We start from the raw sequence: 13,386 nt of genomic DNA on the forward strand, positions 1-13,386 counted from the left end.
TGAACGGCGCGACGGTGCCTTCGAGACTGTCCCCCAGACGCGTTCATGACACGCCGTCAGTCCACTGAAAAGTGGGATGATCTTATCAGCCGCTTAGATCCAACCGGCTTTCCGAGGGCCCCAATTGAGACGTCACCAAACCCTCACAACCCCGCAACCCCTTTGACCCGCGCCGGCTGCCCGGGGAGCGGGACGACTCAGTCCGGCCACACGCCCGTGGCCAGGAACGTCTCCACCGCCGCGGTGTACGGCGCGGTGTCCAGGCCATGCGCCGCGAGCCACGCGTCCGAGTAGTACTTGTCCAGGTACCGGTCGCCCGGATCGCACAGCAGCGTGACGACGCTGCCCGTACGCCCCGCGGCCACCATCTCGGCGACGATCCTGAGCGCGCTCCACAGGCCGGTGCCCGTCGAGCCGCCCGCCTTCCGGCCGATGGCCGCCTCCAGGGCCCGTACGGCGGCGACGCTGGCCGCGTCCGGCACCTTCATCATCCGGTCGATCGCGCCGGGCACGAAACTCGGCTCCATGCGCGGCCGGCCGATGCCCTCGATCCGGGAGCCGCAGTCGCAGGTGACGTCCGGGTCGGCGGCCGTCCAGCCCTCGAAGAAGCAGGAGTTGTCCGGGTCGGCGACGCAGATGCGGGTGTCGTACTGCATGTAGTGGACGTAGCGCGCGAGGGTCGCGGAGGTGCCGCCGGTGCCCGCCGTGGCGACGATCCAGGCCGGCTCCGGGAACCGCTCCAGCCGCAGCTGACGGAAGATCGACTCGGCGATGTTGTTGTTGCCGCGCCAGTCCGTCGCGCGTTCGGCGTAGGTGAACTGGTCCATGTAGTGACCACCGGTCTCCACCGCCAGGCGTGCGGACTCCTCGTACATCTTCCGGGGATCGTCCACGAAGTGACACCGTCCGCCGTGGAACTCGATCAGGCGGATCTTCTCCGCGCTCGTCGTGCGCGGCATGACCGCGATGAAGGGCACGCCGATCAGCTTGGCGAAGTAGGCCTCGGAGACCGCCGTGGAACCGCTGGAGGCCTCGATCACCGGGCGGCCGGGGCGGATCCAGCCGTTGCAGAGGCCGTACAGGAACAGGGAACGGGCGAGCCGGTGCTTGAGGCTGCCGGTGGGATGGGTGGATTCGTCCTTGAGGTAGAGGTCGATACCCCACCGCTCGGGCAGCGGGAAGCGCAACAGGTGCGTGTCCGCCGATCGGTTCGCGTCGGCCTGAACCTTGCGGACGGCCTCTTTCAGCCAGTCACGGTAGGCGGGATCGCTGCGGTCGACGTCGAGGGTGGCGCCGGTGCTGATCTGGGGAGTGGTGCTCACGGCGGGGCTCCTTACGCTGCTCGCCGACAGCGCCTCGCGCGGGCCGGCAGATCGAGCATAGGCACCTTTCACACTGCTTCCCACCTGCATAAACGCATCTTTGAGCCACCCAAAGACGCACTGGGGCACGGATGAGCGAGCCAGCGGGGGGCGCATGGGCGCGAGTGCTCCGGGCGGCTGCCGCGCACGCCCCGCGCGCACTGGTGCTGCGCGCCGAGCAGGGGCAGACTGCACGCGACGGGACCACCGTCCCGAACGGGGGCGCAACAGGGAACCACGGGAACACCGCGAGGGGGCGGCCAGACATGGCGGAACCGGAGTTCACGGCCACCGGCGTGCGCATCGGCAAACGCCTGCGCTCGCTCACCCGGGCCGGGCAGGTCCGGATCAGCGAGGGCAGGCTGCAGTTGCTCACCAGCTACGGCAGCGAGATCGACAGCGCGCCGGTGCAGGCGGTACGCGCGTCCAAGCCGTGGTTCGTACCGGACGACCGGGCGCTCGCCGACGTCAACGGCACGCGGTACCTGCTGACGTTGGGCGCGCGCGACCCCGCACCGGGCCGGCCAGGACCGCCCGCGGCACGGCGGTTCGTCGAGGCGGTCCGCCGGGCGGCGGGACGCGGCGGCTGAGGAGCGCGCCCCGCACGGCAGGCGGCGGAACGGTCGCACACGCCGGGCGGCGGCGGGTCGCACGCACCGTGCGGTGGCCGGTCGCACACGCCCGGCGACGGTCGACCGGCTACGCCGAGCGGCGGCCGGTCGCGGCGAGTTGCGGCAGCGCATTCGCTGCGCCACGCTGGTCTCACGTCACTCTGGGTTTACCGGCGATAACGCTGCGAACCAGCCCGCCGGCCACGACAGCAGGCGGACGTTTGGACGCAAGCACCCTGCTGGATCCGTTGTTCTCCGTGTTCTTCCGGTTCCTCCGGACCTCACATCGGGGAGTCGCAGCCGTGATCAGTCACCCAAGCAGGCACTGCACGGTGGAGCTCCAAGCCCTGCCGTCGCGGATCGGCCAGGTCCGCAGAATCGTATCTGCGCAGTTGCGCTACTGGCATATGGACCCGTTGATAGACCGGGCCGCGCTCGGTGTGACGGAGTTGCTCAGCAACGTCCACCGGCACGCCCGGCCCGACAAGTCGTGCACCGTCGAGCTGGAGTTGCTGCCGGACCGGCTCACGGTCTCGGTGCGCGACCACGATCCGCGTCTTCCGGTGACGGCCGACGCCACAGAGGCGACGGCCGTCACGCCGCTGGCCACCTGCGGGCGGGGCCTGGCCATGGTGGCCGCGGTGAGCGAGAGCTGGGGTGCCCGCCCGGACGGCGAGAACGGCAAGGTCGTCTGGTTCACGCTCCCGGCCCCGGTGACCGCACGGAGCCATCCGCCGGGATCGCGGCGCGCAGCGGCACGGGGCACTCCGGCGCCGGCCGCGGCGAGGGCCGCCGTGCCCACGAGGGCGACCGCTCCGGCGGAGGCGGCCGTCCCGGCGGGGGCACCTGGTTCGGCGGGGCCCCGCCTGGCCCCGGCAGCCCCTGTACCGGCGAGTGCCGCACCCCTCACCAGTCCCGCGCCCCCGCCTCTGCGCCGTACCGCACCCGCCGTCGACACGGCGGCCGTCGCCGCCGCGGCCACGGCGCCGGTGGGGGCGCCCGCACCCGCCGTGGGGCCCGCCCCCGCACCGGCCGGGACACCGGCGCCCGCCCGGTCGGCCGTGCCCTCCTGACGCGCGGAGGCTCCCGGCCGGCCGCGCCGGCGCCCAGCCCACGCGTCGCGGCGGGGAGCACCGGGTCCGCGACGGGTCCGCCGCGCCTCCGCTCGGGAACACGGCGCCGGCACGGGCCGACCCCCCAGGGGCCGGCCCGCTTCGGTGTCCGGGTGACCGCGGCGCCCCCCACGCCACGGCGGCCATCGGGCCGAAGCGAGGCGGACCAACGCGCGGAGCACGACCGGCCGTGATCAGTCCGTCCTCGGGGTCACGCCGTGCCGCCCTTCCCGGTGCGGCCGAACTGCTCCTCCAGGACGGACAGCCGGCGCCAGTACTCCTCCTCGTCGATCTCCCCGGAGGCGAAGCGACGGCCGAGGACCGCGAGCGGCGAGTCGCCCGCCGGGCGCCCCGCGCCCACCGGCCGCCACAGGCCGCCGCCTCCGCGCCGGGCGCCCCGGCGCAGCACGGTCACGGCGCCGGTCACGACGGCCGCCCAGACCAGCGGGACGAACAGGATCCAGGGGCCGGGTCCGCCGCCGGCCCAGTGCGCCAGGTTCTGCATCGCGGGTCTCTCCCTCGTCGGTTCGTGGCATCGGGTGATGTCCCGAGGGTCCCTGCGGCAGGGGGCCCGGGTCGTCGTGCGGCCGGCGGCAGCGCGCGTACCTCGCGGGGAGTACGGCGGTGACACCGGCCTGCTCCCCGGACAGGTGACTTCTGTAACTACCAGTATGTACAGTGCCGTCGTGAACACCTCGGAACGACTGATCGAGTCCACCCGTGCCCTGCTGTGGGAGCGCGGGTACGTGGGCACCAGCCCCAAGGCGATCCTGGAGCGCGCCGGGGCCGGCCAGGGCAGCATGTACCACCACTTCAAGGGCAAGCCGGACCTCGCCCTGGCGGCCATCCGGCGCACCGCCGACGAACTGCGGGCCACCGCCGAGGCCGTGCTCGACGGTCCGGGCACGCCGTACGAGCGCATCGAGGCGTACCTGCTGCGCGAGCGTGACGTGCTGCGGGGCTGTCCGGTCGGCCGGCTGACCATGGACCCGGACGTGATCGCGAGCGACGAACTGCGCGCGCCGGTCGACGCGACCATCGCCGCCATCCGCGAGCGGATCGCCGGGGTCGTCGAAGAGGGCAAGCGGCAGGGGCAGTTCGCGCCCGGCCTGGACGGCGAGGAGATCGCCGCGGCCGTCGTCGCGACCGTGCAGGGCGGCTACGTCCTCGCCCGCGCGTCCGGATCGCCGGCCGCCTTCGACGCGGGTGTACGCGGCCTGCTCTCCCTGCTGGCACCCGCTCGCCCCGGGCGGGAGAACGGGGTCGCGCGCCTGTCCGGGCATCCCGCCTGAGCAGTGGCCGGCTCCCGGCCGGAGAAGGGAATCCCGATGCACGCCATGCAGTACGAGTTCACTCTGCCCGCCGACTACGACATGGGGGCCATCCGCTCCCGTGTCGCCCGTGTCGGGCACCTCCTGGACGACTGGGACGGCCTGGGCGTCAAGACCTACGTGATGCGCGAACGCGGTGTGAACGGCTCGCCGGTGAACCAGTACGGCCCGTTCTACCTCTGGAACACCCTGGAGGGCATGAACAGCTTCCTGTGGGGCGGAGCCTTCCAGGGACCGGTCGACGACTTCGGGCGGCCCGCGGTCCGGCAGTGGACCGGCCTGGCCTTCGAGGAGGGCACCGCCGCCGCCTCCGCGCCGGCCTTCGCCCTGCGCCGGCGCCAACGGGTGCCGGACGGCGTGCGCCTGGCGTCCTTCATGGCGGACGCGGCGGCCGAGACCGAGCGGCTGGCGGCGCGGGACGGCGCTGTGCTCGCGGCGGCGGCCGTGGACACCCACGCCTGGGAGCTGGTGCACTTCTCCCTCTGGGAACACGAGGCGCCCGAGGCCGACGGGGACGTCTTCGAGGTGCTGCACCTGTCCGCACCCGGCCGGGGCCGGCTCCCGCGCGGACGGCAGTGGTGACCCGCGTCCGCACGGTCCTCGGCGACATCCCCGCCGAGGAACTCGGCGTGTGCGACGCGCACGACCACCTGTTCCTGCGCAGCCCGCGACTGCCGGGCCAGGAGCTGGACGACCTCGCCGCCGCGCGGTCGGAGCCGGCGGCCTTCCGCGCGGCGGGCGGAGCGGCCGTCGCGCAGTGGACGCCGCACGGCATGGGTCGGCGGGCGGGGGATCTGCCGGAGCTGTCCCGCGCGACCGGGGTGCGGATCGTCTGCGCCACCGGACTGCACCAGGCGGCACACTACGACCCCGGGGTGCTCGACCGGCTGCGCGGCGGACGGCTCGCCGAACTGTTCGTCTCCGAACTCACCGAGGGCATCGGCACGACCGGTGTGCGGGCCGGCCTCATCAAGGTGGCGGGCGGTTTCCACGGCCTCGACGCGCATGCCCGCCGGACCATGGCGGCGGCGGCCGAGGCGCACCACGCCACCGGCGCCCCCATCGCCGTGCACCTGGAGCTGGGCACCGGCGCCCTGGACGTCCTGGACCTGCTGTGCGGTGAGTCCGGCGTGCCGGCCGAGCGGGTGATCCTGGGGCACCTGAACCGCTCCCCCGACCCGGTGACCCACCGGGAGGCCGCCGCGTCGGGCTGCTGGCTGGCCTTCGACGGCCCGTCCCGTGCCCACCACGCCACCGACTGGCGGATGCCGGAGGCCGTACGGGCCCTGGCGGAGGCCGGGTTCGGGGACAGGCTGCTGCTCGGCGGCGACACGGTGACCGCCGGGGCCCGCTCGGTCGACGGGGGACCCGGGATGCCGTACCTGCTGCGCCGGGTACGGCAGCGGCTGGTCCAGGCGGTGGGGGCGGATCTGGTGGACCGCGTCCTCACGGAGCACCCGGGACGGGCGTTCGGGACCGACTGGAGCTGAGCGGGCCGTGACCCGATCCGGTGGTTCCCCACTCCTGATGAGCCCGGCATGATCCGAACGAGGGGCCCTAGCTAGGCCAGTGCCTCCAGTGGATCGTCCAGCACCGGCTGCCAGGCGAGTTCCGCCGCGCCGACCAGGCTGTTGTGGTCCAGGGTGCACGGCAGGATGGGGACGCCACCGCTCTGGCCCCACAGGCTGCGGGCGGCGACCACCGCGCGCAGCCGGCCGGGGTCCGCGTCCAGCAAGGTGCGGTGCAGACCGCCGAGGATGATGCGGTCCGGGTTGAGGATGTTGACCAGGCCGGCCAGGCCGAGGCCGAGACGGTCGATGAGGACCTCGGCGGCCCTGCGGACGGCCGGGTCGTCGTACTGGGTGCGCAGCAGGTCGCCTGCCTGCTGGACCAGCGACACCTCGGGACCGGGCTCCCGGCCCGCCTCCATGAGCAGGGCGAGCGGGTCCGCCTCGACGTCCAGGCAGCCCCGGCTGCCGCAGTGGCAGGGGCGGCCCTCGGGATTGACCGTGAGGTGGCCGACCTCCAGCGCCAGCCCCGAACTGCCCGTGTGCAGACGGCCGTCCAGGACGAGCGCGCCGCCGACGCCCCGGTGTCCGGTGGCGACGCACAGCAGGTCCCGCGCGCCCCGGCCGGCGCCGTGCCGGTGCTCGGCGAGTGCGGCGAGGTTGACGTCGTTGCCCGCGAACGCGGGTCCGCCGATGCCCGCGGCGCGCACGCGTTCCGCGAAGATCTCCCGGACGGGGGCGCCCGCGGGCCAGGCCAGGTGCAGGGGGTTGAGGGCCAGGCCGGCGGGTTCGGCGACGGCGGACGGCACGGCGAGTCCGGCGCCGACACAGCGCCGGCCGGTGCTGCGCAGCAGTTCCGCGCCCGCCTCGACCACGGAGCCGAGCACCTTCGCCGGGTCGGCGTCGACGGTCTCGCAGCCGGGCGCGGTCGCCACGATCCGTCCGCCGAGACCGACCAGCGCGGCCCGGAAGCCGTCGGCGTGGATCTGCGCCGCGAGTGCGACCGGGCCGTCCTCGGCGACCTCCAGCCGGTGCGAGGGGCGCCCCTGGGAACCGGCCGCGGAGCCGGGCCGGGCGTCCACGCGGATCAGGCCCAGCGCCTCCAGCTCGGCGGCGACCGCGCCGGCCGTCGCCCGGGTGACGCCGAGTTCGGCGGTGAGCACGGCGCGGGTGGGCGCCCTTCCGGTGTGCACCAGTTCCAGCGCCGGCCCGAGTGCCCCGCGCCCGCGGTCCAGCCGCGCCCTCGAGGTGGTCCTCTCCCCCGCTGCCCGGGGATCCGCCTTGCCGCTCATGAGGGCGAGTCTCCCATGATCCGCACTCCGGGCGGCCCGCGCCCGCCGGCTACAGGCCGCTGACCCGCAGGGTGATGTTCAGCCGTCCGTCGAGGCCCAGCCAGGCCGGGGCCGTGCCGGGCCGGACGCGTGGCACGCCGTGGTGGGCGAACCGGGACGGGCCGCCGAAGACGAACAGGTCGCCGCTGCGCAGTTCCACGTCGGTGTACGGCTTCCCGCGCGTCCTCGTGTTGCCGAAGCGGAAGACGCAGGTGTCGCCGAGGCTCAGCGAGACCACGGGCGCGTCCGTCTTCTCGTCGCCGTCGCGGTGCATGCCCATGCGGGCGTCACCGTCGTAGAAGTTGACCAGCGCGATGTCGTACGGCGTGGCCGGCACGGCGTCCGGGCCGAGCGCGTCTGCCACGGCGCGGCGGCCCAGCGCGTCGAGCCAGTCCGGGAACGGTTTCACGGGGCTGCCGTCGCCGTCGACGACGGTGCGGGCGTAGGCGTACGGGTACCAGTGCCAGCCCAGGCAGACCTGGCGCGCGGTCATCGTGCCGCCGCCCGGTGTGCGGACCGTGCGCAGTCCGGCGGGGGGCCGGGCCCAGTCCCGGCAGGCGGCGAGCAGGGCGCGCTGGCGTTCGCCGTCCAGCCAGTCCGGGACGTGCACGGCGCCCGGAGCGACCTCCGCGCGCTCCCGGCCGAACAGCTCGTCCTCCATGCCCCCATCCTGCCCCATGCCCTCTGATCTGCGGCTCCGCTAGCCTGGACGCACGATGAGCGACCGTATGACGACACCGTGGGGCGAGGTCGAGCTGACCCGCTTCCCCGAGGACCCCCGCGACCCGCTGCGCGCCTGGGACGCCTCCGACGCGTACCTGCTGCGCCACCTCGCGGAGGAGAAGGTACCGCTCTCGGGCGCGGTCGTGGTGCTCGGGGACCGGTGGGGCGCGCTGGTGACCGCGCTGGCGGAGCACCGGCCGACGCAGATCACCGACTCCTTCCTCGGCCAGGAGGCGACCCGGGCGAACCTGGCGCGGGCGGGCGTGGAGCCCGGTGCCGTACGGCTGCTCACCACGCAGGACCCGCCCCCGGAGCGGGTGGACGTCCTGCTGGTGCGGGTGCCGAAGAGCCTGGCACTGCTGGAGGACCAGCTGCTGCGGCTGGCGCCCGCCGTGCACGCGGGCACGGTCGTGGTCGGCACCGGGATGGTGAAGGAGATCCACACCTCGACGCTCCGGCTGTTCGAGCGGATCCTCGGCCCGACCCGGACCTCCCTGGCCCGGCAGAAGGCCCGGCTGATCTTCTGCACTCCGGACCCGGCGCTGGAGCGGCCCGCGAACCCGTGGCCGTACAGCTACGCCCTGCCGGACGGCGTCGGCGCGGTCTCGGGGCGCACGGTGGTCAACCACGCGGGCGTGTTCTGCGCCGAGCGGCTGGACATCGGCACCCGCTTCTTCCTCCGGCACCTGCCCGGCCCCGGCGCCGGACGCGTGGTGGACCTCGGCTGCGGCAACGGCGTGGTCGGTACGGCGGTGGCGCTGGCCGATCCGGGGGCCGAGGTGCTGTTCGTGGACGAGTCGTACCAGGCGGTGGCCTCGGCCGAGGCGACGTACAAGGCGAACGGGGTGCCGGGACACGCCGAGTTCCGGGTCGGGGACGGACTGGCCGGGGTGGCGCCCGGCAGTGTGGACCTGGTCCTGAACAACCCGCCGTTCCACTCCCACCAGGCGACCACGGACGCGGTGGCGTGGCGGATGTTCACGGGAGCGCTGCGCTCGCTGCGGCCGGGGGGCGAGCTGTGGGTGATCGGGAACCGGCACCTGGGGTACCACGTGAAGCTGCGGCGGCTGTTCGGCAACAGTGAACTGGTGGCGTCCGAGCCGAAGTTCGTGGTGCTCAGGGCGGTCAAGAGGGGTTAGGCGCGCTGCCGGGAGCCGGGCCGGGTCGGCCGCCGGTCCGGGAGAGGAAGGCGGGTGTCCGGGTGCTGACGGTCCGAGCCGGCCCCGGCCTGACCGGCCACCGGCCCGGCCTCAGAAACCGCCGAGGTCGGTCTTCACGAACCCCGCGCCGCGCTGGTCGTTGCAGCCCGCGACCGCCCGGTCCGCCGGATCGGGCCACGTCTGCTGGGCCTGGAGCGCCACGCTGACCAGCGTCAGCAGCAGGTCGACGTCGCTCGCGGCGTCCAGGCGCAGGGTCACCCACTGCGAGCCGGGCACGACCCTGATGGCGTCCGAGCCCTTCAGGTCCTTGGCGAACCGCCGGACGGCCCGGTCGGTGAGCCGCAGATCCACGTCACGCTCGGAGTGGAAGTGCGCGATCTCCCCCTGGGCCGACCGCACCGCCTGTCCCAGACCGCAGCTCGGGACGGCCTGTCTCAGGTCCGGCCAGGTCGCCAGTTGCGCGAGCGCGCGCGAGGCCAACGTCATGGGCCCATCATGACGCGCTCACCCCTGCGCAACCAGCTCGTGAGCAAGCATTAACCGACCTGTTTCCGCCGGGCGTTCATGAATGCGCACAGGAATCCAGGTGTCGAACAGGCCGGCGCCACGGATGGCGGGCTCTGTGCTTCGACACTCCGTTGACTGCGGCCGAACCGCCGTGCGACGGTGAGGGCGCGCTCCTGTCACGAAACCCTGGCACCTGGAGGCAGACCGCTGTGACCTTCGGAAACGATGACTCCCGCCGACCCATGGAGCGCGGCCTGACGCCGGACGAACTGGAGCTGTTCGAGAAGGAGTTCGCAGCGCGCCCGGTGAACCGGCTGATGCAGAACGCGGTCACCCAGACGCCGGTCGACGACGTCGCCCTCGACCGGCGGATACTCACCGGTATCGACCACTCGGTCTCCCACCACCTGGACGACTGGAAGGTCACCGACCAGAAGCAGAGCGGCCGTTGCTGGATGTTCGCGGGGCTCAACCTGCTCAGGGTCGGCGCCGCGCGGAAGCTGGGCGTGAAGGACTTCGAGTTCTCCCAGAACTACCTGCTGTGGTGGGACAAGTTCGAGCGGGCCAACCACTTCCTGGAGGCCGTCGTCGAGACCTCGGACCGGGACGTGGACGACCGAACGGTGGCGCACCTGCTGGCGGATCCGATCGGTGACGGCGGCCAGTGGAACATGTTCGTCGCCCTGGTCGCCAAGCACGGCCTGGTCCCCAAGTCGGCCATGCCGGAGACCGACAGTTCCTCCTCGACCCGGGCGATGAACCGGGCCCTGCAGACCCTGCTCCGCCAGGGCGCCCGCGACCTGCGCGCGCTGGCCGCCGAAGGGGTGGAGGCCCAGCGGGGGCACAAGCGGGAGGTGCTGGCCGCGGTCCACCGGGTGCTCAGCATCCATCTCGGCACGCCTCCGCAGCGGTTCCTGTGGCAGTGGGAGGACAGGAACAAGGAGTTCCACCGCGACGGCTGGCTGACCCCGGCCGAGTTCGCCGCCGCGTACGTCGATCTCCCGCTGGACGAGTACGTCTGCCTGGTGCACGATCCGCGGGAGTCGAGCCCGGTCGGCCGCACGTTCACCGTCGAGTACCTGGGCAATGTCGTGGACGCCCCGCCGGTGGTCTACCTCAACGCCCCGGTGGAGCTGCTCAAGCGGCTGGCCATGGAGGCGGTCGTCGGCGGCGAGCCGGTGTGGTTCGGCTGCGACGTGGCCAAGATGATGCGCGCGGACGCCGGCGTCTGGGACGCCGCGCTCTTCGACTACGCGGCCGTCTACGACGCCCCGTTCACCCTGGACAAGGCCGGCCGGCTGCTGCACCACGACACGCAGATGACGCACGCGATGCTGTTCACCGGCGTCGACGTGGTGGACGGGAGCCCGCGCCGCTGGCGGGTGGAGAACAGCTGGGGGGAGGCGAAGGCCGACAAGGGCTTCTGGACCATGAACGACTCGTGGTTCGGCGAGCACGTCTTCGAGATCGCCGTACGCCGCTCCGCGCTCCCGCCGGAGCTGGCCGCCGCTCTCGACCAGCCGCCGATCGTCCTCCCCGCCTGGGACCCCATGGGGGCCCTGGCGCACTGAGCGCGGTGGCGGGGTCCGCCGCCCCACCGCCCGCCGGTGCCGTCGGCGCCGGCGGGCGACCAGCGGCAGCGCCTCACGGATGTCCTGCGGTCGCCTCCCGCCCGACGGCCCCGACGGCCCCTTGCCGGCACCGGCCGCCGCCGAGACCCGTCAGTCCGTCTGGGCCAGCATCCTCGCCAGCACCGCGCGCTGCACCGGCCGTACCTCGCCGTGCAGCGCGCGCCCCTTCGCCGTGAGGGCCACCCGCACCCCGCGCCGGTCCTCCGGACACATGGCCCGCTCGACCAGGCCGTCCTTCTCCAGCCGGCCGATGAGCCGGGACAGCGCGCTCTGGCTGAGGTGGACCCGGTCGGAGATCTCCTGCACCCGGTGGGCGGGGCCGCCGTCCGCCGCCGCGCCCTCGGCCAGCAGGTCGAGGACCTCGAAGTCACTCGCGCACAGTCCGTGCCCGTGCAGCGCCCGGTCCACTTCGCACTGGGTGCGGGCGTGCAGGGCGAGGATGTCCCGCCACCGCTCCACGAGCGCCTGTTCGGGCTGCTTCTTCGCCGCCATGAGCGCACCGTAGCAGAACGACGCTTTTATTGCACCGTCATTAAATGCGCTTGCATCTCATGCATGTGCATGTAAGTGTACGCGGCATGACCTCTCCGCTCACCACCTCCGCGGTCCCGTCCCCGGCGGTCCGCTGGACACCCAGACTGTGGGGCACCCTGCTGGTGCTGTGCGCCGCGATGTTCCTCGACGCACTGGACGTGTCGATGGTCGGCGTCGCACTGCCGTCCATCGGCTCGGACCTCGGCCTCACCACGTCGACCCTGCAGTGGGTCGTCAGCGGCTACATCCTCGGTTACGGCGGCCTGCTCCTCCTCGGCGGCCGGACCGCCGACCTGCTCGGCCGGCGTCAGGTGTTCCTGGTGGCGCTCGGCGTCTTCGCACTGGCCTCGCTGCTCGGCGGACTCGTGGACTCCGGGCCGCTGCTGATCGCCAGCCGCTTCGTCAAGGGCCTGAGCGCGGCCTTCACGGCACCGGCGGGCCTGTCGATCATCACCACCACGTTCCCGGAGGGCCCGCTGCGCAACCGGGCCCTGTCGATCTACACCACCTGCGCCGCCGCCGGCTACTCCATGGGCCTCGTCTTCTCCGGGCTGCTCACCGAGGCCAGCTGGCGGTTCACCATGCTGCTGCCCGCCCCCGTCGCGCTCCTCGCCCTGCTCGTGGGCATGAGGCTGCTGCCGCGCAGCGAGCGCGAACGCGGCCACGGCGGCTACGACGTCCCGGGGGCCGTCCTCGGCACCGCCTCGATGCTCCTGCTGGTGTTCACCGTCGTCGAGGCGCCCGGTGCCGGCTGGGCCTCGGCCCGGACACTGCTGTCCTTCGTCGCCGTGGCCGTCATGCTCGTCGCCTTCGTGCTCGTCGAGCTGCGCAGCCCGAGCCCGCTGATCCGGCTCGGAGTACTGCGCTCCGGCCCGCAGGTCCGGGCCCAGCTGGGCGCGTTGACGTTCGTCGGCAGCTACACGGGGTTCCAGTTCCTGGTCACGCTCTACATGCAGCAGGTGCTCGGCTGGTCGGCCCTGCACACGGCGCTGGCGTTCCTGCCGGCGGGCGCGCTCGTGGCGCTCTCCGCGACCAAGGTCGGCGCCGTCATCGACCGGTTCGGCACCGCGCGGCTGATCGTGCTCGGCTTCGTCCTGCTGGCGGCCGGATACGCGCTGTTCCTGCGCGTCGACCTGCACCCGGTCTACGCGGCCGTGATCCTGCCGACCATGCTGCTGGTCGGCTCGGGCTTCGCGCTGACCTTCCCGTCCCTCAACGTGCAGGCCACCAACGGCGTGGACGAGCACGAGCAGGGCATGGTCTCCGGTCTGCTGAACACCTCGGTGCAGGTGGGCGGCGCGCTCTTCCTGGCCGTCGTGACCGCGGTGGTGACCGCGCACGCTCCCGCGAAGGCCACCCCGCAGGCCGTCCTGGACAGCTACCGCCCCGGGCTGGTCGTGGTCGCGGCCATGGCCGTCGTGGGACTGCTGCTGTCGCTCACCGGGATGCGCCGTACCCGCCGGGGACGGTCGGTCGTGGTCGCCAGGTCCACCGTGACCGGGGCGGACACCGTGACCGAGTCGGACACCGTGACCGAGGCCGACGCGGATCGCGTACCGGTCCGCGACTAGGCGGAA

General features: G+C 73.4%; 13 protein-coding genes and 1 pseudogene. 8 read left to right on the forward strand and 6 right to left on the reverse strand.

Annotation, left to right across the window (positions count from 1 at the left end; translation table 11 throughout):
* Positions 1-197: 197 nt before the first annotated feature.
* Complete coding sequence (cds1, locus tag LG395_RS21075; RefSeq protein ID WP_225810841.1) at positions 198-1,322, reverse strand: L-cysteine desulfhydrase Cds1; 1,125 nt, start codon at positions 1,320-1,322, stop codon at positions 198-200.
* A 305-nt stretch (positions 1,323-1,627) separates the two neighbouring features.
* On the opposite strand from cds1, the gene LG395_RS21080 reads away from it, so the two are divergent.
* Together LG395_RS21080 and LG395_RS21085 are read left to right on the forward strand one after the other, a co-directional pair.
* A complete protein-coding gene (locus LG395_RS21080; RefSeq protein ID WP_171158782.1) occupies positions 1,628-1,951 on the forward strand; it encodes a hypothetical protein in 324 nt (107 codons plus the stop codon).
* A 323-nt stretch (positions 1,952-2,274) separates the two neighbouring features.
* Positions 2,275-2,805, forward strand: a pseudogene (locus LG395_RS21085) (ATP-binding protein); the annotation flags it as partial.
* Between the two features lie 490 nt (positions 2,806-3,295).
* On the opposite strand, the gene LG395_RS21090 reads toward LG395_RS21085, so the two are convergent.
* A complete protein-coding gene (locus LG395_RS21090) occupies positions 3,296-3,589 on the reverse strand; it encodes an SHOCT domain-containing protein (protein WP_225810842.1) in 294 nt (97 codons plus the stop codon).
* Between the two features lie 166 nt (positions 3,590-3,755).
* On the opposite strand from LG395_RS21090, the gene LG395_RS21095 reads away from it, so the two are divergent.
* The 3 genes from LG395_RS21095 to LG395_RS21105 are packed head-to-tail and all read left to right on the forward strand — an operon-like array spanning position 3,756 to position 5,905.
* Positions 3,756-4,376 (forward strand): TetR/AcrR family transcriptional regulator, encoded by a 621-nt coding sequence (locus LG395_RS21095; RefSeq protein ID WP_225810843.1) that lies wholly within the window; start codon positions 3,756-3,758, stop codon positions 4,374-4,376.
* 36 nt (positions 4,377-4,412) lie between these two features.
* Positions 4,413-4,997 (forward strand): DUF4865 family protein, encoded by a 585-nt coding sequence (locus tag LG395_RS21100; RefSeq protein ID WP_171158779.1) that lies wholly within the window; start codon positions 4,413-4,415, stop codon positions 4,995-4,997.
* On the forward strand, positions 4,994-5,905 hold the full coding sequence (locus LG395_RS21105; RefSeq protein ID WP_225810844.1) for a phosphotriesterase family protein: 912 nt from the start codon (positions 4,994-4,996) through the stop codon (positions 5,903-5,905). Before LG395_RS21100 ends, LG395_RS21105 begins: the two co-directional genes overlap by 4 nt.
* A 71-nt stretch (positions 5,906-5,976) precedes the next feature.
* Here the strand turns inward: LG395_RS21105 and LG395_RS21110 are convergent, their stop codons facing one another.
* Both LG395_RS21110 and LG395_RS21115 read right to left on the reverse strand, forming a co-directional pair.
* The gene (locus LG395_RS21110; protein WP_225810845.1) at positions 5,977-7,215 is read right to left on the reverse strand and encodes an ROK family protein; all 1,239 of its coding nucleotides are present in this window, start codon (positions 7,213-7,215) and stop codon (positions 5,977-5,979) included.
* 49 nt (positions 7,216-7,264) lie between these two features.
* Positions 7,265-7,915 (reverse strand): alpha-ketoglutarate-dependent dioxygenase AlkB family protein, encoded by a 651-nt coding sequence (locus LG395_RS21115; protein WP_171158776.1) that lies wholly within the window; start codon positions 7,913-7,915, stop codon positions 7,265-7,267.
* A gap of 67 nt (positions 7,916-7,982) precedes the next feature.
* Here LG395_RS21115 and LG395_RS21120 point away from each other — a divergent pair, with 67 nt between their 5' ends.
* On the forward strand, positions 7,983-9,116 hold the full coding sequence (locus LG395_RS21120) for a methyltransferase (protein ID WP_225811005.1): 1,134 nt from the start codon (positions 7,983-7,985) through the stop codon (positions 9,114-9,116).
* Positions 9,117-9,227: 111 nt separating this feature from the next.
* Here the strand turns inward: LG395_RS21120 and LG395_RS21125 are convergent, their stop codons facing one another.
* Positions 9,228-9,623 (reverse strand): luciferase domain-containing protein, encoded by a 396-nt coding sequence (locus LG395_RS21125; protein WP_225810846.1) that lies wholly within the window; start codon positions 9,621-9,623, stop codon positions 9,228-9,230.
* A gap of 263 nt (positions 9,624-9,886) precedes the next feature.
* Here LG395_RS21125 and LG395_RS21130 point away from each other — a divergent pair, with 263 nt between their 5' ends.
* On the forward strand, positions 9,887-11,215 hold the full coding sequence (locus tag LG395_RS21130) for a C1 family peptidase (protein WP_171158774.1): 1,329 nt from the start codon (positions 9,887-9,889) through the stop codon (positions 11,213-11,215).
* A 150-nt stretch (positions 11,216-11,365) separates the two neighbouring features.
* Here LG395_RS21130 and LG395_RS21135 read toward each other — a convergent pair whose 3' ends face one another.
* Positions 11,366-11,767, reverse strand: a complete 402-nt coding sequence (locus LG395_RS21135; RefSeq protein ID WP_171158773.1) for a MarR family winged helix-turn-helix transcriptional regulator — start codon at positions 11,765-11,767, stop codon at positions 11,366-11,368.
* Between the two features lie 86 nt (positions 11,768-11,853).
* Here LG395_RS21135 and LG395_RS21140 point away from each other — a divergent pair, with 86 nt between their 5' ends.
* Positions 11,854-13,380: an MFS transporter gene (locus LG395_RS21140; protein WP_225810847.1), complete on the forward strand. Its 1,527-nt coding sequence runs from the start codon at positions 11,854-11,856 to the stop codon at positions 13,378-13,380.
* Positions 13,381-13,386: the final 6 nt, after the last annotated feature.

It is taken from the genome of Streptomyces spinosus (assembly GCF_020400655.1).
GTDB classification, from domain to species: Bacteria; Actinomycetota; Actinomycetes; order Streptomycetales; family Streptomycetaceae; genus Streptomyces; species Streptomyces argyrophylli.